The 21000-nt window shown below is 73.4% G+C and carries 22 protein-coding genes; 13 read left to right on the top strand and 9 right to left on the bottom strand.

Annotated features, from left to right (window positions below; translation table 11 throughout):
- Positions 1-201: 201 nt before the first annotated feature.
- Both proP and ABZ948_RS28555 read left to right on the top strand, forming a co-directional pair.
- Positions 202-1548: a glycine betaine/L-proline transporter ProP gene (gene proP / locus ABZ948_RS28560; protein WP_359764198.1), complete on the top strand. Its 1347-nt coding sequence runs from the start codon at positions 202-204 to the stop codon at positions 1546-1548.
- 853 nt (positions 1549-2401) lie between these two features.
- A complete protein-coding gene (locus ABZ948_RS28555) occupies positions 2402-3073 on the top strand; it encodes an O-methyltransferase (protein WP_359764196.1) in 672 nt (223 codons plus the stop codon).
- A gap of 24 nt (positions 3074-3097) precedes the next feature.
- Here the strand turns inward: ABZ948_RS28555 and ABZ948_RS28550 are convergent, their stop codons facing one another.
- A complete protein-coding gene (locus tag ABZ948_RS28550) occupies positions 3098-3490 on the bottom strand; it encodes a hypothetical protein (protein ID WP_359764194.1) in 393 nt (130 codons plus the stop codon).
- Positions 3491-3579: 89 nt separating this feature from the next.
- On the opposite strand from ABZ948_RS28550, the gene ABZ948_RS28545 reads away from it, so the two are divergent.
- The gene (locus ABZ948_RS28545; RefSeq protein ID WP_359764193.1) at positions 3580-4017 is read left to right on the top strand and encodes a DnaJ family domain-containing protein; all 438 of its coding nucleotides are present in this window, start codon (positions 3580-3582) and stop codon (positions 4015-4017) included.
- Here the strand turns inward: ABZ948_RS28545 and ABZ948_RS28540 are convergent.
- Together ABZ948_RS28540 and ABZ948_RS28535 are read right to left on the bottom strand one after the other, a co-directional pair.
- Positions 4006-4509 (bottom strand): hypothetical protein, encoded by a 504-nt coding sequence (locus ABZ948_RS28540; RefSeq protein ID WP_359764191.1) that lies wholly within the window; start codon positions 4507-4509, stop codon positions 4006-4008. The genes ABZ948_RS28545 and ABZ948_RS28540 overlap by 12 nt on opposite strands.
- A gap of 4 nt (positions 4510-4513) precedes the next feature.
- Positions 4514-5230 (bottom strand): hypothetical protein, encoded by a 717-nt coding sequence (locus ABZ948_RS28535; RefSeq protein ID WP_359764189.1) that lies wholly within the window; start codon positions 5228-5230, stop codon positions 4514-4516.
- Positions 5231-5398: 168 nt separating this feature from the next.
- Here ABZ948_RS28535 and ABZ948_RS28530 point away from each other — a divergent pair, with 168 nt between their 5' ends.
- Positions 5399-5890 carry a GNAT family N-acetyltransferase gene (locus ABZ948_RS28530; protein ID WP_359764187.1) on the top strand — a complete coding sequence of 164 codons (492 nt, stop codon included), beginning with the start codon at positions 5399-5401 and terminating at the stop codon, positions 5888-5890.
- 2 nt (positions 5891-5892) lie between these two features.
- Here the strand turns inward: ABZ948_RS28530 and ABZ948_RS28525 are convergent, their stop codons facing one another.
- A complete protein-coding gene (locus tag ABZ948_RS28525) occupies positions 5893-7944 on the bottom strand; it encodes an MDR family MFS transporter (protein WP_359764185.1) in 2052 nt (683 codons plus the stop codon).
- Between the two features lie 172 nt (positions 7945-8116).
- Here ABZ948_RS28525 and ABZ948_RS28520 point away from each other — a divergent pair, with 172 nt between their 5' ends.
- Together ABZ948_RS28520 and cpt are read left to right on the top strand one after the other, a co-directional pair.
- Positions 8117-9421, top strand: coding sequence for a peptidoglycan-binding domain-containing protein (locus ABZ948_RS28520; RefSeq protein ID WP_359764184.1), 1305 nt, complete (start codon positions 8117-8119; stop codon positions 9419-9421).
- Between the two features lie 27 nt (positions 9422-9448).
- On the top strand, positions 9449-9982 hold the full coding sequence (cpt, locus tag ABZ948_RS28515) for a chloramphenicol phosphotransferase CPT (RefSeq protein WP_359764183.1): 534 nt from the start codon (positions 9449-9451) through the stop codon (positions 9980-9982).
- A 235-nt stretch (positions 9983-10217) separates the two neighbouring features.
- On the opposite strand, the gene ABZ948_RS28510 is transcribed toward cpt, so the two are convergent.
- Entirely contained in the window at positions 10218-10877 is a 660-nt protein-coding gene (locus ABZ948_RS28510; protein ID WP_359764181.1) for an HAD-IA family hydrolase, read from the bottom strand.
- A 175-nt stretch (positions 10878-11052) separates the two neighbouring features.
- Positions 11053-11634 carry a TMEM165/GDT1 family protein gene (locus ABZ948_RS28505; protein WP_356519641.1) on the bottom strand — a complete coding sequence of 194 codons (582 nt, stop codon included), beginning with the start codon at positions 11632-11634 and terminating at the stop codon, positions 11053-11055.
- Between the two features lie 399 nt (positions 11635-12033).
- On the opposite strand from ABZ948_RS28505, the gene ABZ948_RS28500 reads away from it, so the two are divergent.
- The 4 genes from ABZ948_RS28500 (at position 12034) to ABZ948_RS28485 (ending at position 17094) form a co-directional block, all read left to right on the top strand.
- The gene (locus ABZ948_RS28500) at positions 12034-12678 is read left to right on the top strand and encodes an HNH endonuclease family protein (protein WP_359764179.1); all 645 of its coding nucleotides are present in this window, start codon (positions 12034-12036) and stop codon (positions 12676-12678) included.
- Positions 12679-12758: 80 nt separating this feature from the next.
- On the top strand, positions 12759-14396 hold the full coding sequence (locus ABZ948_RS28495; protein ID WP_359764177.1) for an alkaline phosphatase D family protein: 1638 nt from the start codon (positions 12759-12761) through the stop codon (positions 14394-14396).
- Positions 14397-14583: 187 nt separating this feature from the next.
- The gene (locus ABZ948_RS28490; protein WP_435857629.1) at positions 14584-16566 is read left to right on the top strand and encodes an FAD/NAD(P)-binding protein; all 1983 of its coding nucleotides are present in this window, start codon (positions 14584-14586) and stop codon (positions 16564-16566) included.
- Positions 16567-16644: 78 nt separating this feature from the next.
- Positions 16645-17094, top strand: a complete 450-nt coding sequence (locus ABZ948_RS28485; RefSeq protein ID WP_359764176.1) for a DoxX family protein — start codon at positions 16645-16647, stop codon at positions 17092-17094.
- 70 nt (positions 17095-17164) lie between these two features.
- Here ABZ948_RS28485 and ABZ948_RS28480 read toward each other — a convergent pair whose 3' ends face one another.
- Positions 17165-17704 (bottom strand): superoxide dismutase family protein, encoded by a 540-nt coding sequence (locus tag ABZ948_RS28480; protein ID WP_359764174.1) that lies wholly within the window; start codon positions 17702-17704, stop codon positions 17165-17167.
- Between the two features lie 279 nt (positions 17705-17983).
- Here ABZ948_RS28480 and ABZ948_RS28475 point away from each other — a divergent pair, with 279 nt between their 5' ends.
- Positions 17984-18580, top strand: coding sequence for a DedA family protein (locus ABZ948_RS28475; RefSeq protein ID WP_359764172.1), 597 nt, complete (start codon positions 17984-17986; stop codon positions 18578-18580).
- A 9-nt stretch (positions 18581-18589) separates the two neighbouring features.
- Here the strand turns inward: ABZ948_RS28475 and ABZ948_RS28470 are convergent, their stop codons facing one another.
- Entirely contained in the window at positions 18590-18820 is a 231-nt protein-coding gene (locus ABZ948_RS28470) for a DUF2277 domain-containing protein (RefSeq protein ID WP_359764170.1), read from the bottom strand.
- Between the two features lie 102 nt (positions 18821-18922).
- On the opposite strand from ABZ948_RS28470, the gene ABZ948_RS28465 reads away from it, so the two are divergent.
- On the top strand, positions 18923-19831 hold the full coding sequence (locus ABZ948_RS28465) for a ketopantoate reductase family protein (protein ID WP_359764168.1): 909 nt from the start codon (positions 18923-18925) through the stop codon (positions 19829-19831).
- Between the two features lie 107 nt (positions 19832-19938).
- On the top strand, positions 19939-20292 hold the full coding sequence (locus tag ABZ948_RS28460) for a DUF8825 domain-containing protein (protein WP_359764166.1): 354 nt from the start codon (positions 19939-19941) through the stop codon (positions 20290-20292).
- Positions 20293-20311: 19 nt separating this feature from the next.
- On the opposite strand, the gene ABZ948_RS28455 is transcribed toward ABZ948_RS28460, so the two are convergent.
- Positions 20312-20989: a DUF305 domain-containing protein gene (locus ABZ948_RS28455; RefSeq protein ID WP_359764164.1), complete on the bottom strand. Its 678-nt coding sequence runs from the start codon at positions 20987-20989 to the stop codon at positions 20312-20314.
- Positions 20990-21000 lie beyond the last annotated feature (11 nt).

Below are 21000 nucleotides of genomic sequence, written 5' to 3'. Positions count from 1 at the left end.
CGGGCAGAAATCCCAGCACAGCCACGATTTACGTGCCCTGTGCAACGAAAGGCATACCGCCCGTAAGGGGCACATGTCCGCCTATCGTCGCTTTTTCGGCCCGTACGACAGCGCCGCCGCGCGGGACCGCGTCCCTGTCCCCGTCGAAAGGTAGGCGAGCGAGTCTTGTCGACTGCCTCAGTCGTCGCTCCCGCGTCCGTCATGAAGAGCCGCACAGCGAAGGCCCCGGACACCACCGTCACCGACCCCGCGCTGGTCAAGCGCGCCGTGAAGGCGGCCGCGCTGGGCAACGCGATGGAATGGTTCGACTTCGGTGTCTACAGCTACATCGCCGTCACGCTGGGCAAGGTCTTCTTCCCCTCGGGCAACCCCACCGCGCAGCTGCTGTCCACGTTCGGCGCCTTCGCCGCGGCCTTCCTGGTCCGTCCCCTCGGCGGCATGGTCTTCGGCCCGCTCGGCGACCGCGTCGGACGCCAGAAGGTCCTCGCCCTCACCATGATCATGATGGCCGCGGGCACCTTCGCGATCGGCCTGATCCCGTCGTACGCGACGATCGGTGTCGGCGCGCCGATCCTGCTCCTCGTGGCCCGCCTCGTGCAGGGCTTCTCCACCGGCGGCGAGTACGCCGGTGCCTCGACCTTCATCGCCGAGTACGCCCCCGACAAGCGGCGCGGCTTCCTCGGCAGCTGGCTGGAGTTCGGCACCCTCGCCGGCTACATCGGCGGCGCGGGCCTGGTCACCCTGATGACCGCCCTGCTCTCCGCCGACGACCTCACCTCCTGGGGCTGGCGCATCCCGTTCCTGATCGCGGGCCCGATGGGCATCATCGGCCTCTACCTGCGCATGCGCCTGGAGGAGACCCCGGCGTTCGCGGCCGAGGTCGAGAAGGCCGAGACCAACCGGCCCAAGGTGCCGCTGCGCGAGATGGTCACCGGCCAGTGGCGCGCGCTGCTGCTCTGCGTCGGCCTGGTGCTGGTCTTCAACGTCACCGACTACATGCTGCTGTCGTACATGCCGAGCTACCTGACCAGCGAGCTCCACTACGACGAGACGCACGGGCTGCTCGTGGTCCTCGGTGTGATGGCCGTGATGATGATCGCCCAGCCCTTCGTCGGCGCGCTGACCGACCGGGTCGGCCGCCGCCCGGTGATCGCCACCGGCTGCGCGGGCTTCCTGCTGCTGTCCGTCCCCGCCCTGCTGCTGATCCGCGAGGGCAGCCTGCTCGCGGTCGCGCTCGGCATGGGCGCGCTCGGCCTGCTGCTGGTGTGCTTCACGGCGGCGATGCCCTCGGCGCTCCCGGCGCTGTTCCCGACGCGCGTCCGCTACGGCTCGCTGTCCATCGGCTTCAACGTCTCCGTGTCCCTCTTCGGCGGCACGACCCCGCTGGTGGTCACGGCGCTGATCGGCGCGACCGGGAACATGATGATGCCCGCGTACTACATGATGGCCGCGGCCGTGATCGGCGGTTTCGCGGTGTGGCGCATGGCGGAGTCGGCGGGCCGCCCGCTGCCCGGCTCGGCCCCGTCGGTGGCGGCGCGGGAGCACTGAGCCCGCCAGGGGTGTCAGCGAAGTCGCGCCCGGCCCGCTCGCCCAAGCTCTTGGGGGCGTCCGCCCGGCCCCGAGAGCACGCTCCCCAAGCTCTCGGCTTCGCTCGGGCAGGGGGACCCCTGACGCCGCAGTGCCCGCCCTCCGGGCGAACGACGCGACTCGCGACTCTGCGGACACCGACCAAGCCCCCGTAGCGGGCCGAGGACGACTTCCGGCCCCCGTGGACCGGGAAGCAACCCGCGCCGGGCAGCTGCGGCCCCCGGCCCCGCAGGCCGCTGCGGCCCTGCCCGCACGCCCGCCCTCCGGGCGAACGACGCGACTCGCGACTCTGCGGACACCGACCAAGCCCCCGTAGCGGGCCGAGGACGACTTCCGGCCCCCGTGGACCGGGAAGCAACCCGCGCCGGGCAGCTGCGGCCCCCGGCCCCGCGGGCCGCTGCGGCCCTGCCCGCACGGCAGGCCGTCGGGCGGAGACCGAGCGCCGCGGACCCGCTCCGCACGTCCGGCATGACCGGAAGGTGCCGACCGGAAGGTGCCGGGGCAGGTCCCGCCCGAGAGGCGCCGACCGGAGGTCCCAACCGGAGGTCCCGACCGCGAGGTCCCAACCGGAGGTCCCGACCGCGAGGTCCCAACCGGAGGTCCCGACCGCGAGGTCCCGACCGCGAGGTCCCGACCGCGAGGTCCCGACCGCGAGGTTCCGACCGCGAGGTTCCGACCGCGAGGTTCCGACAGTGGGCGCCGGACGGAACGCGGTCTTCCGGCCGTCTCCCGGCCGCCCGTGCGGAACCCCGGCCCGCTCACACTCGTTGGCCTGCTGGTTAGCATCCCTAACTAGGCACAGAAAGGCAGCCGCATGAGCGAGTCGCACGTCTGGGACGAGGTCGACGCCTACTTCACCGCCCACCTCGCCCCGGACGACGAAGCCCTGGCGGCAGCCCTGCGCGACAGCGACGCCGCCGGGCTCCCGCACATCAGCGTCGCGGCGAACCAGGGCAAGCTCCTCCAGCTCCTGGCCCAGATCCAGGGCGCCCGCCACATCCTGGAGATCGGCACGCTCGGCGGCTACAGCACCATCTGGCTGGGCCGCGCCCTGCCCGCCGACGGGCGGCTGATCTCCCTGGAGTACGACCCCAAGCACGCCGAGGTCGCCGTCCGCAACATCGCCCGGGCCGGCCTCGACAAGCTCGTCGAGGTCCGGGTCGGCCCGGCCCTGGAGTCGCTGCCCCAGCTGGCCGACGAGAACCCGCCGCCGTTCGACCTGGTCTTCATCGACGCCGACAAGGCGAACAACCCGCACTACGTGGACTGGGCCGTCAAGCTGACCAGCACGGGCAGTCTGATCGTCCTCGACAACGTGGTCCGCGGCGGCCGGGTGACCGACGCGGACAGCACCGCCCCGGACGTGGTGGGCACCCGCGCCGCGATCGAACTGATCGGCAGCCACCCGAGGTTGAGCGGCACGGCGATCCAGACGGTCGGCACGAAGGGGTACGACGGTTTCGCGCTCGCGCGGGTGCTGGCGTGACGCCGGGCCGCCCGGCACCGGCGGTCACACCTCGTGGTAGAAGCCCACGTTGACGCTGCGCGGGGCGGTGCGGTCCTGGACGATGATCTCGCCGCTGCCGCCCCTGGGCAGCGGGACGGTCCCGCCGTAGGCGAGGGGCTGGGCGTACTCCCCGACCGTCAGGCTGACTTCGGAGGACGGGTCGGGCTGGGAGCCGCGCAGCCAGGTGAGCTGCCAGGTCCCGTCGGGCCCGCAGAGGAACTCCAGGTGGACGCGGGACACGAACAGCCAGTCGTCCGGCGTGCTGAGCCGGCACACCGACTTGTCACGGCCCACCCGCAGCACGGCACCCGGCTCGCTGGGCGCGTCGGCCATGAGCATGCCGGCCGTGGCACCCTCCTCCGCCGCGGACACGGCGGCCATGGTGAGTTCGAGCACGTGCGCTCCTCCTGAGACGTCCTGAACGGGCCTGCGAGCCCGCCGCATGATAGAACGCCCGGCTGCGCGGTGTCCGGCACAATGGCCTCATGACCGAGCGAAAGCCACCCGGCGTGGAATTCGAGTCCTGGGTCGACAAACAGATCCGTGACGCGGAGGCGCGCGGAGAGTTCGAACGGCTGCCCGGGGCGGGCCGGCCGCTCCCGCCCGACGTCGAGAGCACGTACGACGAACTGTGGTGGGTGAAGCGGAAGATGGCCCGCGAGGGCTTCTCGGTGCTCCCGCCGGCGCTGGCGCTGCGCAAGGAGGCCGATGACGCGCTGCCGGCGGCCCTCGCGGCCCCCTCGGAGCGGATCGTCCGGAAGATCATCGGGGAGATCAACGACAAGATCCGCGCGATGATGTTCAAACCGCCGCCCGGCCCCCCGCTGGGCAGGAAGCCGTACGACGTCGAGGACGTCGTACGGCAGTGGCGGGAGCGCCGGGCGGATCGGGGACCGGGCTCTGTACCCGGGTCAGACGTGTAGCAGTCGTTCCGCCAGTTCGCGGTAGTCCTTCAGGGCCAGCCGCAGTTGCTCGGTGTCGGCGGACGACACGGGCTTGCCCTCGCCGCCCTCGACCGACTGCCAGGAGTGCCGCAGGGTGCGGCGGCGCTGGGTCACGGCCTCGGTGAAGCGGGCCGCGATCTCCTCCAGCACGTGGTCGGCCTCCTCGACGGCGGCCCGGGGTCCGTCGACGAACCCGGCGACCGCGTGGTGCAGCTGCGAGCCGAGCTTGTCGGACTCGTCGTGCGGCAGGAGGTGGGACCGGGCGCCCCCCGGGGAGCCTGCCTCACGCGGTCCGGTGCGGTCGCCGGTGGGAGGGGTGCCGGCCGTCGCGAGCCGGTCCTCCTCGGCGACGGAGGGGGTGCGGGCGCCGGTGGCGCGGTCCGTGCCGTGGCCGGTGCCCAGGGCGGTCTCACCGCGGGCGTCGGGGGCGGCCGGCGCGTCGTCGCCCGGCGGTCGGGTCATGTCGGTCATCGCCTCAACTCTCCTTCGCCTGACGTCGGTGCATGGCCCACGGCAGGTGCCCGCCGCGAGCGGCCGGAGCCTTGCGGCCGCCGCTCAGCCCGGCCTTGTGCCGTCCGCCCTCATGGCGTCCGCCCAGGTGCGGGCCGGCGACGTGGCCGCCGCCGTCGTGGCGGGCCGGCCGCACCAGCTCCTCGAACAGGGCGCGGGCCGCCACCATGGCCTCACGCATGTCTTCCGTACCGGTGCCGCCGTCCCGGGCGTCGTCCGCGCGCAGGTGCGCCGCGCGGTGCACGCGCCGGTAGCCGTCCACGTGGTGGGCGTGGTGCACGGACAGCGCCGCGAGCTGCTCCTCGTACTGCCCGCCGTCCGGGAAGCCCCGGGCGCCGGCCAGCTCGGCGAGCAGCCGGTCCGCCTCGGCGACCGCCTCCCGCGGCGAGTCGACGAACCGCTCCTGGGCGGCCGTCCAGCGCGCCTCGTACTGCTCGCGCTGCGCCGGCTCCAGCGCTCGTTCGCGCAGGTCGCCGTGGCGCTCCACGCGCTCGGCGAGTTCGCGCTCGGCGGCCTTGGTGTCACCGTCGTGCCGGGCGACGGCCAGGTCGTACTCGGGTCCGAAGCGCCGCTTCAGGCTCGGGCCGCGCCGAGCCCCTCGGGCGCGCAGGGTCATGGCGGCCGCGATGATGACGACGACCGCCGCGATCACGATCAGAGCAATGATCAGGCCAGTGGACATGAATGCCTTCCGGGTTCTCGGCCCAACCGGCTCTCCTCGCGAGCCGGTTCGCCGGTCGGGTAGCCCGGAAGCAGGCCGCCAAACGGCACCCGGGCCCGGCCCGCGGCGCGCGCATCCCCGGGATAACCGGTTGCGGACCGGGTACGGCGCCTGCGGAGAATGCCGGTCATGACCTGGACCGTGGCCCCGGAACCGTACGACTCCCCCGTCGCCGCCGCCCTGTGGCGGGCGTACTACACCGAGGTCAGCGACCGCTGGTACCTGCTGCACGAGGGGCGCCGGACCGACCCGGACGAGCTGGAGCGGGAGATCGCCGCCCAGCCCGGCGCGGACCTCGCGCCGCCGCGCGGGCGGTTGCTGGTCGCCCGGTACGGCGGCGAGCCGGCCGGCACGGCGGGCGTACGGCTGCTGGACGGCGCGACCGCCGAGCTCACCCGGGTGTTCCTGCGCGAGCCGCTGCGCGGCAAGGGCGGTGCCCCGCTGCTCGTCGGGGCCGCCGAGGACGCCGCCCGCGCGCTCGGCGCCACCCGGATGATCCTCGACACCCGCGGCGACCTCGTCGAGGCCCGCGCCCTGTACGCCCGGCTCGGCTACCGGGAGACCGAACCGTACAACGACGACCCGTACGCCGATCACTGGTTCAGCAAGCGCCTCGACTGAGCTCAGACCGCCTGGCCCGCCGGCCGCGCCTCCTGCGGCCGCTCGCGCCGCGACCCGCACAGTTCGCCGTTCAGCTCCCGCACGAGCCGCACGAGGTCGGTCGGCCGGTCCGGGCCCCACCAGTCGCCGAGCAGCGCGGCGAGGGACTCCTCGCGGGCCCGCGCCAGCCGCTCGGCGACCTCGCGTCCGTGGTCGGTCAGCACCAGGTCGAGGCCCACGCGCACGGCGAGCCGCCGCTCCTCGACCTGCCGGGCGGCCTCCATGATCACGGTCAGCGGCACGGGCATGCGGTCGGCCAGCACGCCCGGCTCCACCGAGCCGTACCTGCGGATCCGCAGCAGCAGCCAGCTCGCCGCGGGCAGCAGGTCGTAGCCCGCCCGGGCGGTGATCTCGCGGTAGATCTCACGCCGGCCCGCGCGGGTGCCCAGCACCGACAGGGCACGGCACACCTCGTCGTACGAGGACCGCTCGACGGGGTTGCTGGCGAGGGTCTGCGTGCCGTCGGGCGCGGTGACCGAGCCGCGCAGCCGGTCCTCCTTGAGGAACCAGGCCAGGACGAATCCGAGCAGCGCGACGGGGGCGGCGTACAGGAAGACGTCCGTGATGGAGACGGCGTAGGCGTGCAGGGCCGGCGGGCGCAGTCCGGGCGGCAGGGCGGCGATGCCGCGCGGGTCGGCCTCCAGCGCGGCCACGGAGACGCCGGGCGGCAGCGGGGCACCCCGGAAGGCGTCCGTGAGCTGGTCGCCGAGCCGGTTCGCGAAGACCGTGCCGAAGACGGCGACGCCGAACGAGGCGCCGATGGAGCGGAAGAAGGTCGCGCCGGAGGTGGCGACGCCCAGGTCCTCGTACGGGACGGCGTTCTGCACGATGAGCACGAGGACCTGCATCACCAGGCCGAGGCCGAGTCCGAAGACGAAGAAGAAGCCGCTCAGCTCGGCGGTGGAGCTGTGCTCGTCGAGCTGGTGGAGGAGGAGCAGCCCGAGCGTGGTGACGCCCGTGCCGGCGATCGGGAAGACCTTCCAGCGGCCGGTGCGGCTGACGATCTGCCCGGAGGCCGTCGAGGCCAGCAGCAGGCCCACCACCATGGGCAGCATGTGCACGCCGGACATGGTCGGGCTGACGCCTTGCACGACCTGGAGGAAGGTCGGCAGGTAGGTCATCGCGCCGAACATGGCGAAGCCGACGACGAAACTGATCACCGCGGCCAGGGTGAAGGTGCGCACGCGGAAGAGCTTCAGCGGCAGCACGGGCTCGGCGGCCCGCCGCTCGACGGCGACGAAGGCCACGGCGAGGACGACGCCCAGGACGGCGAGCCCGATGATCTGCGGCGAGCCCCAGCCCCAGGTCGTCCCGCCGAGCGAGGCGACCAGCACCAGGCAGGTGGCGACGGCGGCGATGAGGAAGGTGCCGAGGTAGTCGATGACGTGCCGCTGCCCCTTGCGCGGCAGGCGCAGCACGGTGGCGATCACGGCGAGCGCGACGATCCCGACCGGCAGGTTGACGTAGAACACCCAGCGCCAGCTCACATGCTGGGTGAACAGCCCGCCGAGCAGGGGTCCGAGCACACTCGTGGCGCCGAAGACGGCACCGAACAGCCCCTGGTAGCGGCCGCGTTCGCGGGGCGGCACCAGGTCGCCGACGATCGCCATGGACAGCACCATCAGCCCGCCGCCGCCGAGGCCCTGCACGGCCCGGAAGGCGATCAGCTGGCTCATGTCCTGCGCCGCGCCGCACAGCGCGGAACCGGCCAGGAAGATCACGATGGCGGTCTGGAACAGCCTCTTGCGCCCGTACTGGTCGCCGAGTTTCCCCCACAGCGGGGTCGCGGCGGTCGCCGCCAGGAGGTAGGCGGTGACCACCCAGGACAGGTGATCCATGCCGCCGAGGTCGCTGACGATGGTGGGCAGCGCGGTCGACACGATGGTCTGGTCGAGGGCGGCGAGCAGCATGCCGAGGAGCAGCGCGCCGATGGAGACCAGCACGTTCCCGGGCACCTGCTCCTGGGCTGCGACGCCCTGGGACGTCGTGCTCGTGGCGTGCGCGTCACCGGCCATGCGACCTCCCGAGGGTCTGTGACATTTTCCATCGTGACCGCTGTGACCTGTTATGGCCCGCCGAGCCCTTTTGGAAGCGGTGGTTCCGGGGGCTCGTCGAACGCGCTGTGGAGGAGATCTGGATAATCTCTGGAGTTCGCGAGGGGGAGTACGCGAGGGGAGGGAGGAACGCGTGGAACCGCCGAACGGTCACCCGTGCCCGGAGTGCGGCGCGCCCAGACGCCCGGACAGCACGCCCTCCTGCGCCTGCACCCACCGCGCCGCCGAGGCCCTGCGCGACGCCCGCACGGCCGAGGCGGCGGCAGCGGAGGACTTCGACCCGCTGCGGATCCGCCCGTACGTGGAGTTCGACGCCACCGCGGCGCCCTCCGGGCCGGGTGCGCGGGGTTCGCACCCGGACGCGGACGCCTCCGGCGCCGAGTCGGACGCGCGGCCACGGTTACGGACGGAGGGGGCCGCGCCCCCGCCGACAGCGGAAGGAACCCCGGGCCAGGTGCCCGGGGGCGCCCCGGCCGCGCCCCGGGAGAGCGCCCAGCAGCCCACGCGGGCGACCGGCCCCACCTCGCGCGACCCCCACACAACGCCTGCGGAGGCACAAGCCCCCTCACAGGCCCCGCCCCCGGGAAACACCGGCCAGCCGCCCGCCCCCGCCGACGCCACCATGCCTCTGCGTCCCGTCGACCCGGACGCGACCACTGTGCTGCCGGCCGCCCCGGCCACCCCCGCCACTGCGGCCACCTCGGTGATTCCGGCGCCCCTGGTGCCCGGCGCGGCCGAGCCGAGCGTCACGGATCTGCGGCTGTTCGACGGCGGTGGACCGGACCGGCGTACGGAGGAGACGGGCGAGCCCGGGCCGAAGCCGGGCCGGCGGCGCCGTGCGGTCCTCCTCGCCGCCGTCGGGGCGTGCGCGGCGGTCGTCACGGCGGCGGGGTACGCGAGCGGGCTGTTCTCCTACGAGAGCCCGTCCCGGGACACCGCGCTGCCGGACGACATCAGGGCGAGCGTGCCGGACGCCCCGTCGAGCAGCGCGGCGCCCACTGCGCCGGAGGCGAGCGCGTCGACCCCGCCACCGGCCCCGGCCGCACCGGCCCCGGCGCCGTCGCGCACGGAGAGCGCGTCGCCGTCCCCCTCGCCGTCCACGCCGAGCGCCTCGCCGAGCCCGTCCCGGTCGGCCGGCCCCTCCGCACCGCCGCCGTCCGCCTCGGCGAGCACCCCCGGCCAGACGTCCCCGGACGACCGCCAGAACGACGCTCCCGCCGTTCTGCGCCGCGGCGACCGGGGCCCGCAGGTCGCCGAACTCCAGCAGCGGTTGCGGCAGGTGTACCTCTACGACGAGGAGGCCGACGGCTCCTTCGACGACCGCCTGGAGGAAGCGGTCCGTACGTACCAGTGGTCACGCGGCGTCCGGACCGACGACCTCGGCGTCTACGACCGGGAGACCCGGCAGAGGCTGGAGTCGGAAACCCGGAAGCCATGACCGGCCCGTCCGCCCTACTGTGACGCCGTGACCACTCAAGTGATCGTGCTCAACGGCGGATCGAGCTCGGGCAAGTCCGGGATCGTGCGGTGCCTCCAGGAGATCCTGCCCGATCCGTGGCTGGCCTTCGGCGTGGACGACTTCGTCGACGCGCTGCCCGCGAAGCTGCGGGACTCGGACGCCGGGATCGTGTTCGAAGCGGACGGCGGCGTGAGCGTGGGGCCGGAGTTCCGCGCCCTGGACGCGGCCTGGGCGGAGGGCGTCGCCGCCATGGCCCGGGCCGGCGCCAGGGTCATCGTCGACGACGTCTTCCTCGGCGGACCGTCGTCCCGGCAGCGGTGGCAGCGGGCCCTGGCCGGGCTCGGCGTGCTGTGGGTGGGCGTCCGGTGCGACGGCGCGGTCGCCGCGGGGCGTGAGATCGCCCGGGGAGACCGGGTGCAGGGCATGGCCGCGTCACAGGCCCGAGTCGTCCACGAGGGCGTGGAATACGACCTGGAGGTGGACACGACGCACACCGAGTCCCTGGACTGCGCGCGCGTCATCGCCGCCCGCGTCGGCTGACGGGGACACGAGAGCCCCCGCCCCGTCGGCCGATGCGCGCCCGGTCTCTCAACCGGAACGCCTCGCCTCTCAACCGGAACGCCCGGTCTCTCAACCGATGCACCCGGCCTCTCATCCGGAGTGCCCGGCCTCTCAACCGATGCGTCGGGCCTCTCAACCGGAGCGCCCGGCCCTCAACCGGCGTGCCCGGCGCCTCAACCGATACGCCCGGCCCTCAACCGATACGCCCGGCCCCTCAACCGACGTGGAGGCGGATCGTCCCGTCCCCGGCAGCCTCCACACGCACCTGCGTGAGGTCCTCCACCACGACGTCCGGTTCGTGGACCGCGGCCCGGGGCCCGATGCCGACCACCGTCATCCCGGCGGCCCGCCCGGCCGCTATCCCGGCGCCGGAGTCCTCGAACACCACACAGTCCGCGGGGGCGACCCCCAGCTCGGCGGCGCCCTTCAGGAAGCCCTCCGGGTCGGGCTTGCTCGCCCCGACGGATTCCGCGGTCACCCGCACCTCGGGCAGGTCCAGCCCGGCGGCCGCCATCCGGGCCGTCGAGAGCGGCACGTCGGCGGAGGTCACGAGGGCGTGCGGCAACCCGCGCAGGGAGGCCAGGAACTCCGGCGCCCCGGGGATCGCGACGACACCGTCCGTGTCGGCCGTCTCCTCGGCGAGCATCCGGGCGTTGTCGGCGTGGTTCTGCTCCATGGGCCGGTCGGGCAGCAGCAGCGCCATCGACGCGTAGCCCTGCCGCCCGTGGACGACCTTCATGACCTCGTCCCCGTCGAGTCCGTGGCGCTCGGCCCAGCGCCGCCAGACGCGTTCGACCGAGGCGTCGGAGTTGACGAGGGTGCCGTCCATGTCCAGCAGGAGGGCGCGGGCGGTGAGCACGGCGGTGGCCGTCATCGGCAGCTCCAAGGCTCAGGGCGCGGGGAGGGGCACGAGAGGGCCCCCGGAGGGACAAGGCGGCCCCGCCCGCCGGTCAGGGAAAACGGGCGGAGGCCACTTTGTTCCCCCACGGTACAAAACAATCCCGCCATCGCGCCAGGGGCCCCCTGCCGGCGTTCACCCACTGTTCAGCTCAGCCGGTCACGGCCTCCCACAGGCTCCACACCCCGAGAGCCAGCATCACCAGCGCCGCGATCTGCGTGATCAGCCGCAGCGGCACCTTCTTCATCAGCGCCTTTCCGCCGACGATGCCGAGCCCGGCCACCGCCCACAGCGCCAGCACCGCACCGAGGCCCACGGAGAGCGGGTCGTCGTAGCGGGCGGCCAGGTTCGCGGTCATGATCTGCGTGAGGTCGCCGAACTCGGCGACCAGGATGAGCATGAAGCCCGCGCCCGAGACCTTCCAGAAGGACTGGTTCTCCGGCTTGCGGATCTCCTCCTCGTCCTCGCCCTTCTTCAGCAGCAGCATCGCGGCCCCGCCGAGGAAGAGCACGCCGGTCAGCGCGTGCACGATCTGCTGCGGCAGCAGCGTCAGCACACTGCCGGCCGCGACGGCGAGCGCGACGTGCAGCGCGAAGGCGGCGGCGACGCCGGCGAAGACGTAGGAGGCGCGGTAGCGGGTGCCGAGGACGAGGCCCGCCAGGGCGGTCTTGTCGGGCAGTTCGGCGAGGAAGACGACGCCGAAGACGACGGCCGTCACGGTCAGGCTGATCAAGGGTTCCTCAATCGGTCGGGGCTGCCCCACCGAGAGTGCTGAGCCTGTCGAAAATTTTCGACGCGACACCTCGGCACGGCAGCACACTCGGCGCCCGTGCCGTACGGCACGGGCGTGCACTGCTTGCCGAAGGTCTCGCTGGCGGGCCTGGGAAAGGCCTGCCTCCGGGCGCCGGCTCAGGCGGGCTGAGCAGTATGTCGACGGTCCGGCGAAGAGCTACTCCCCTTCTGCGCCGTCCATGGTACGCGACGCCCCTGGCGTGAAAAGTTTCCGCCCGAACCTTGTCATGTCATGAACGCGTCATTAACTTCTCACCGGGCGCACACCTGTGCGCAACACGGCACCGCGAGCATTCCCCTCGCTCGCTCGCCAACACCCCCCTCTCCCCAGGGAGTTCGCATGCCCAGGTTCTACGCGCGTCGACGGCTCAGTGTGGCCGCGGCCGCCACCGCGCTCATATCCTCCGTGGCCCTCTTCAACGCCCCCACGGCCTCCGCCGCCCTCCCCACCCCGGTCAGCGGCGCCACCGCCCGCTCCTACCTCGCCACGCTCACCGTGGCCACCGAGGACCGCACCGGCTACAACCGCGACCTCTTCCCGCACTGGATCACCCAGTCCGGCACCTGCAACACCCGCGAGGTCGTCCTCAAGCGCGACGGCACCAACGTCGTCCAGGACTCCTCCTGCGCCGCCACCAGCGGCAGCTGGTACTCGCCCTACGACGGCGCCACCTGGTCCGCCGCCTCCGACGTCGACATCGACCACCTGGTCCCGCTGGCAGAGGCCTGGGACTCCGGCGCCGACAGCTGGACCACCTCCCGCCGGCAGTCCTTCGCCAACGACTTGACCCGCCCGCAGCTCATCGCGGTCACCGACAACGTCAACCAGGCCAAGGGCGACCAGGACCCGGCCACCTGGATGCCCTCCCGGACGGCGTACCGCTGCACGTACGTCCGCGCCTGGGTCCAGGTGAAGTACTACTACGACCTCTCGGTCGACCCGGCCGAGAAGTCCGCGCTGCAGAACTACCTCGCGAGCTGCTGACACGCGCTGCTTTCGTGTCGGAACCTCCCCGCTGACCTCCGTCGTTCCGTACCGTACGGGGCGACGGAGAGGGGATCGCCATGGCGGGACTGCGCCTCGGACCACTGCTGAGGTACACCGACGGCTCGTCCGCGACCGTATGGGTCGAGACGAGCCGTCCGTGCGCCGCCGAGGTGCGCTGCGCCGACGGCGCGGGCGGCACGGCCCGGACCTTCCAGGTCGCGGGCCACCACTACGCGCTCGTCCCGGTGACCGGCCTCACGGCCGGTACGACCACGCCGTACGAGGTCTTCCTCGACGGCGCCCGGGTGTGGCCGCCGCCCGAATCCCCCTTCCCGCCCTCGGCGATCCACGCGCCGGGCCCGGAGGGCGCCCTCCGGGTCGCCTTCGGCTCCTGCCGCTGGGCCGCCCCGCCTGCGGGCGGGCACGACCCCGTCGGCCCGGACGCCCTCGACGCGCTGGCCACCCGCCTCGCCGCCGACCCCGAGGGCGAGCGGCCGCACGTCCTGCTGCTGCTCGGCGACCAGGTGTACGCCGACGAGACCTCCGACACCACCCAGCGCTGGCTGGCGGCCCGCCGCGACCTGGGCGAACCGCCGGGCAGCGGGGTCGCGGACTACGAGGAGTACACCCACCTCTACTACGAGTCGTGGCTCGACCCGCGCATCCGCTGGCTGCTGTCCACCGTGCCCAGCTTCATGATCTTCGACGACCACGACGTCATCGACGACTGGAACACCTCCGCCGCCTGGCTCGCCGACATGCGGGCCACCGACTGGTGGCGGGAGCGGCTGCTGAGCGGCCTGATGTCGTACTGGGTCCACCAGCACCTGGGGAACCTCTCCCTGGAGGAACTGGCGGCCGACCCGGTCTACGAGCAGGTCCGCGCGCTCCCCGACGGCACCGACGTGCTGCGCGCCTTCGCCGCCCGGGCCGATGCCGACCCGGCCACGGCCCGCTGGAGCTACCGGCGCGACTTCGGCCGCGTCCGGCTGGTGATGGTGGACAGCCGCGCGGCCCGCGTCCTGGACGAGAAGGCCCGCGCGATGCTCGACCCGGGCGAGGACGCCTGGCTGCGCGAGCAAGTGCTGGACACGCCCGAGACGTACGACCACCTCCTCCTCGGCACCTCACTGCCCTGGCTGCTGCCGCACCTGGTGCACGACGCCGAGGGGTGGAACGCGGCACTGTGCCGCGGCGAACGGGGCGCCCGCTGGGCGCGGTTGAGCGAGAAGGTGCGGCGGGCCGCCGACCTGGAGCACTGGTCGGCGTTCCCCGAGTCCTTCGCCGGGCTGGCGGAGCTGATCGCCGAGGCGGGCTCCGGGAGGGACGCCCCGGCGACGGTGTGCGTGCTGTCCGGGGACGTGCACCACGCCTATGTCGCCGAGCCCTCCTGGGCGGGCTCCGGCCCCGACGCCCGGGTGGTGCAGCTCGTCTGCTCCCCCGTCCACAACTCCGTGCCCCTGTCGATCCGGCTGGCCTTCCGGGTCGGCTGGAGCGCGGTGGCGCGCGGCTTCGGCCGCTGTCTCGCCCGGCACGGCCGCCTCTCCCGTCCGCCGGTCGGCTGGCGCAAGACGGGCGGCCCCTGGTTCGGCAACCAGCTCATGACCCTGACCCTGCGCGGCCGTTCGGCCCGGCTGCGACTGGAGCAGGCGAAAGCGCGGCAGGGCACGGGCCCGCGTCTGACGACGCTCCTGGACTCCGAGCTTGCCCCGTAACCCACCCGTACCGCCCGTTTGTTGCCGCTGTGGCCTGTGATGCCAGTGACGCATGCCACAGCGAGTGTCAATCCTTCCCCACGGGCCCCGACTCCCGCTCCCGGCGACGGCATGATGAGGCGGACCGTCCGCTTCCCCACCGGCGGACCTCCGACCCACGCGCCCCCCACGCCCTGGAGTTCCACCCTTGTCTGCGTCGACCGAGGAATCCGCACCGGCAGAGGCATCCGCACCGACAGAGGCTTGCGCACCGCCCGGGAAACCGGGGTCGTTCTCCCTCGCCCTGGTCGGGGCCGGGCCCCGCGGCACCAGCGTCCTGGAACGCCTGTGCGCTTCGGCCCCCGAACTCCTCCCGCCCGGAGCCCGGCTGACGGTGCACGTCGTCGACCCGGACCCGCCGGGCCCCGGCCGGGTCTGGCGCACGGCACAGTCGTCCGAGCTGCTGATGAACACCGTGGCCTGCCAGGTGACCCTGTTCACCGACGACAGCGTGGACTGCTCGGGCCCGATCCGCCCGGGCCCGAGCCTGTACGAGTGGGCGCGCGGCGCGCTGGGCCCGGACGAGTACCCGACCCGGGCCGACTACGGCCGTTACCTGGAGTGGGTGTTCGCCGAGGTCGTCCGGGAGGCACCGGCGGCCGTGCGCGTCGAGACGCACCGGGCGCGCGCCACGGGGCTGCGGGACGCGCCCGACGGCAGCCAGGCCCTCACCCTCGACGACGGCCGCACGCTGACCGGCCTGTCCGCGGTGGTCCTCGCCCAGGGCCATCTGCCGGCGACCGCCGACCCGGTCCAGCGGCGCCTCGCGGGCCACGCCGCCCGCCACGGCCTGCGCCACGTCCCGCCCGCCAACCCGGCCGACGTCGACCTGTCCGCCGTAGCCCCGGGCGAACCGGTCCTGCTGCGCGGTCTCGGCCTCAACTTCTTCGACCACACGGCCCTGCTGACGACCGGCCGCGGCGGCCGTTTCGTACGCGGCGACCGGGGGCTGCGCTACCTCCCCTCCGGCCGCGAGCCACGGCTCTACGCCGGTTCCCGGCGCGGCGTGCCGTACCAGGCGCGCGGGGACAACGCGAAGGGGCCGTACGGCCGGCACGTCCCGCTGGTCCTCACCCCGGAGGCGATCGCGGGCTTCCGCAAGCGCGCGGACTCCGGGGAGGCGCCGGACTTCCGGGCCGAGATATGGCCGTTGGTGGCGAAGGAGGTGGAGACGGTCTACTACTCCGCGCTGCTGCGGGCGGGGACCGCGGCGTCCGGGGCGGGACGGGACGGGCGGGAGAGGGAGTTCGCCGACCGCTTCCTGGCCGTCCCGCACGGCGACCCCGGGGAGGCACCGCTGCTGGACGAGTTCGGCGTGCCCGCCTCCGGCCGCTGGTCCTGGGAGCGGGTCCTGTGCCCGTACGCCGGAGAGGACTTCGCGCACCCGGGCGAGTGGCGCGACTGGCTGCTGGCGTACCTGCGCCAGGACGCCGCACAGGCCGCCCTGGGCAATGTGCGCGGCCCGCTGAAGGCGGCCCTCGACGTGCTGCGCGACCTGCGCAACGAGCTCCGGCTGATCGTCGACCACGGCGGTCTCGCCGGCGCCTCCCGCCGGGACCACCTGGACCGCTGGTACACCCCGCTCAACGCGTTCCTCTCCATCGGGCCGCCCCGGCGCCGCACGGAGGAGCTCGCGGCGCTGGTGGAGGCGGGTGTGGTGACGGTGCTCGGGCCGCGGTTGCGGGTGTCGGACGAGGAGGGGGCCTGGACGGCGTACTCGCCCGACGTGCCGGGCTCGGCCGTCCGTGTGAGAACCCTCATAGAGGCCCGGCTGCCCGAACCCGACCTGCGCCGCACCGCCGACGAACTGCTCGCCGGGCTGCTGCGGACCGGGCAGTGCCGCCCGCACTCCGTGGACGGTTACGAAACAGGGGGGTTGGATGTGACCCGGCGCCCGTACCATCTGATTGACCGTCAAGGAGTTGCACACACAAGGCGGTTCGCGTTCGGAGTGCCGACAGAAGGCGTCCACTGGGTGACCGCGGCGGGAGCGCGTCCGGGTGTGGATTCGGTCACCCTTTCGGACGCGGACGCGGTGGCGAGAGCCGCTCTACGTGCGGCTGGGGCCGGAATCGGATCCCAGCCAGAGGCAAAGCAGTGGCCAAATGTTGAACTTGCAAGTATCAATTAGGCACACCTAACGTGGGTTACTCGTCGGTTCCGTCCCCGACCGGCCCTGCCCGGGCCGGCCAACCGAAGGAGACCCCCCATGACCGCACGCCTCAACGGCGCGCAACCGTACGCTCTCGGACTGTTCCGGATCGTCATCGGCCTGTTGTTCGCCTGCCACGGCGCCGTCGCGCTCTTCGGCGTCCTCGGAGGTGTGGACGGCAAGGGCGGCACCGCCTCGACCGGCGCCTGGCCGAACTGGTACGCGGCCGTCATCGAACTCGTCGGCGGCACCCTGGTCCTGCTCGGCCTCGGCACCCGCATCGCGGCGTTCATCTCCTCGGGTGCCATGGCGTACGCGTACTTCAAGGTCCACCAGCCGCAGGCCCTGTGGCCCATCGAGAACAGCGGCGAGGGCGCGGCCATGTACTGCTGGGCCATGTTCCTGCTGATCTTCACGGGCTCCGGCGCCTTCGGCCTGGACCGGCTGCTGGCGAAGCGCGCGTCGACGCAGGGACAGCGGTCCGCCCAGACGCCGGTGGCGGCCTGAGCCGCCCGGCCGGTTTCGACGGAGAACGGCGCCTTCCCACCTGGGTGGGAGGCGCCGTTCGGCGTTTCCGCTACCCGCTCGCGGCCGCCCACCCGAACGGCACCGTGAAGCAGGCGACCCGGGCACCCGCGCCGCCCGGCACGTCGTGGAGGACGACCGAGGACGCCTCGCCCCGCCGGAAGCCCCAGTCGTGCCGGGCGCTCGCCGCGCCCGCGCCGTGCCGGTCGGCGGTGAAGTCGAGCCAGACCTCGTTGTGCGGACCGACGTGGTGCGGATCGCCCGACGGCCGGTGCTGGTAGTGCCCGCCGGCGGCCGCGGGATCGGCGCCGCAGGGCTCCCGGTGGACGTGGACGCCGTAGGCGTGCCCGGGCTTCATCCCGGTCACCCGCAGCCGTACGGTCGTCGCACCGCCGCGTGCCGTGTGCTGGCCGACCTCGATCCACGAGGCCGTGGGGACGAGGCTCCGGTCGTACGTCAGCGCCGGCGACCGTTCGGCGGCGCCGGGCGGGGCGAACCGGGCGTCCGTCCGCATCGCGTAGCCGTGGTCACCGCCCGGGCCGCCGGCGAACAGGGCGGTGGCGACGGCGCTCGCGCATATTCCTGCCAGCATGGTGTGTACCGTTCCTCACCTTGTGCGTGGTCACGACCCCTTTCCGTTGCTACGGGACGCCCGCACCGACCGCTCCCCGGAACACGGCAGCCGGGTGACAACCCGGACGAGCCGAGACGAGGTGAGACGAGGTGAACACTCCGTACCGAACGTACGAGCCCCCCGTGAACCACCCGTCACACCCCGGGCGTACGCTGTATGGCTGTCATGGCCACTCCTGCCGCTCCCCCCGCGACATCGCGGCACGGTTGGCCCACGGGGGAATCACGGGGAGTTGCGGTGCTGGAGCAGGTGGGGTCGCTGATCGGCAGCCCATGGATCTACGCGGTGGTGGCCCTGTCCGTCCTGCTCGACGTATTCCTGCCGGTGCTGCCCAGCGGCGTCCTGGTGATCACGGCGGCCACGGCGGCGGCCGCGGGCTCGGCGACCGACGTGCCCGACATCCTGGCGCTGACCCTGTGCGCGGCCACCGCCTCCGTCCTGGGTGACCTGGTCGCCTACCGCCTCGCCTGGCGCGGTGGGGACCGGCTGGACCGGGCGATCTCCCGGTCCCGGCGCCTGACCACCGCGCAGGAACGTCTCGGCGCGGCGCTCGCGCGGGGCGGCGGCGCGCTCGTCGTCCTCGCCCGCTTCGCCCCCGCGGGCCGCTCGGTCGTCTCCCTCGGCGCGGGCGCCGCCCACCGCCGCGCCCGCGACTTCCTCCCCTGGTCGGCGCTGGCCGGCCTCACCTGGGCGGTGTACAGCGTCGCCCTCGGCTACTTCGGCGCGCACTGGCTGGGCACGAGCTGGCTGGCCACGGCCGTGTCGGTGGGGGCGCTGTTCGCGGCGGGCGCGGGGGCGGCGTACCTGATGCGCAGGGAGCCGCGGGCCTCGTAGCCGGGCCTCTCAGCCCGCCCGGCGTGCTCCGGCCCCCCGGACCTCCAGGCCGTCCAGCAGCTCGGCCGTGGCCTGCGCGACGGCCTCCACCGCGCGGTCGAACACCTCCTGGTTGTGGGCGGCGGGGGCCCGGAAACCCGAGACCTTCCGCACGTACTGCAACGCGGCAGCCCGAATGTCCTCCGCCGTGGCCTCTTCGGGCAGCACGGGCGGACGCAGGGTCTTGATACTCCGGCACATGCCTCCAGTCTCACCCGTTCGGGCCCCGTGCGACAGCGGCTCCTGCCATGATCGTCGCGAGGCGGCCACCATCCCGGGGCCGACCGACGAGAGGAACCCGACATGGGCAACGAACTCACCGTGGCCGTCCTGGGCCCGGGCGGCGTGGGCGGCCTGCTGGCCGCCCTGCTCTCCCGCGCCGGCCACCGCGTGATCTGTCTGGCCGGCGAGAAGACGGCCGACGCCCTGCGCACCGACGGCATCCGGGTCCGCAGCGACCGCTTCGGCGACTTCACGGCCCCCGTGGAGGCCGACACCCTGCTGCGCGAACCCGTCGACGTCTGCCTGATCGCCGTCAAGCACACCACCCTCGACGCCGCCCTGGCGCGCGTCCCCGCGTCCGCGCTGTCCGACGGCCTCCTCGTGCCGTTCCTGAACGGCGTCGAACACCCGGCGGCCCTGCGTGCCCGCTACCGGGCCGACCGCGTCGCCCCCGCCGTCATCCGCGTCGAGTCGACCCGGGTCGCCCCCGGTGTCATCGAACACGGCAGCCCCTTCGCGGAGATCGACCTGTCGGGCACGGGCGTCCCCCGGGCCCGCCTCGACGCCCTGGCGGAGACCTTCAACGCCGCCGGCCCGGCCACCCGGGTCCTGGAGGACGAGACGGCGGCCCTGTGGGCGAAGATGTCGTTCCTCGCCCCGATGGCCCTGCTGACCACCCGCCACGGCGTCCCTCTCGGGGAGGTCCGCACCCGCCACCGCGACGAACTGACGGCACTGGTCGAGGAGACGGCCGCGATCAGCCGCGCGTGCGGCGGCCCGGCGGACCCGGCCCAGGCCCTCGCCCGCTACGACGCCTTCCCGCCGCAGATGAAGTCCTCGATGCAGCGCGACGCCGAGGCGGGCCGGCCCCTGGAACTGGACGCCATCGGCGGCGCGTTGCTCCGCGCCGCCGACCACCACGGCGTACCGGCTCCGGTGACGGCCCGGGTGGTGAGCGAACTGGCCGCGGGGCCGGGCGGGCCCGAGTAGTGACGGCTCGGCGACACCGCTCACCACGCGGAGCGACCGGTCACCTGTTCGCATGAACCACGGGAAGACACTCGTCCGCTCAATTCGAACAGGCGTATCATTGGGTCGTGGCTACGACCTATGACTTTCCGAGTGACCTCCTCGCCGGTCAGGAGGAACTCCATCAGGTCCGGGCCGAGCTGTCGGCCCTGTTGAAACGACTCCCGTGGTCGGTGGAGCCGCTGGACGGCTTCAGCGACGACAACGGCTGGCGCAAGGTGGAACGCCCCGCCTCCCCCGGCTGGACCGCCGACGAACAGGCGGAGGTCGAGAAGCTCCGGCGGCGCGAACACGAACTCGCGGTGTTCGTCAGCACCCACCGCTACTGGTCCGAACTCACCGGCCCCGAGCGGGTGGCGGCCCGCTCGGAGCTGAAGCACGCGCAGGAGGCTCCGCCGGAGGAGACCGACGGAGCCTCATAGCGGCTCGGGGGCTCGGACGTCAGCCCGCGTCCCCGCCCTTGCCGAGGAGCTTGTTCATCTCGCTGATCTCGGCGTTCTGCGCGGTGACGATGTCGTCGGCCATGGCCTTGGCGGGGCCGTAGCGGCCCTTGCTCTTCTCGACGGTGGCCATCTCCACGGCGCCTTCGTGGTGTTCGACCATCAGCGCCAGGAACTTCGCGTCGAAGGCCTTGCCCGAGGACTTCTCCAGCTCGGCCATGTCGTCGTCGCTCATCATCCCCGGCATGCCGGAGTGGCCCGCGGCGGAGTGGTCCATGCCGGCGCCGGGCTCGGGGACGTCCTCGCCCCAGGCCTTCAGCCAGCCGGTCATGGTCTTGATCTCCGGGTCCTGCGCCTTCTCGATCCGGGCCGCGAGGTCCTTCACCGCGCCGGAGGAGGCCCGCCCGTCGGCCAGTCGCGCCATCTCCAGGGCCTGCCGGTGGTGCGGGATCATGCCCTGCGCGAAGGAGACGTCCTGGGCGTTGTGCTGTCCGGCCGCGGGCTCGGTCGCGGTGTCGCTCCCGGTGTCGGCACCGGCGGACGAGGAGGCGTGCACCTGGTGCCCGCTGCCACTGCCGCTGTCGTTGCCGTCGCCGCCACAGGCGGTGAGGGCGGTCATGGCGACGCCCGCCACCACCACGAGGGCGGCCCGGCGCGTCAGGGTACGGATGCTGGTCATGCGTGAACTCC

This window comes from Streptomyces olindensis (assembly GCF_040645895.1).
Classification (GTDB): Bacteria; Actinomycetota; Actinomycetes; order Streptomycetales; family Streptomycetaceae; genus Streptomyces; species Streptomyces olindensis.
Note: the sequence above shows the minus strand (reverse complement) of the source record. Positions and strands in the feature narration are given on the sequence as shown.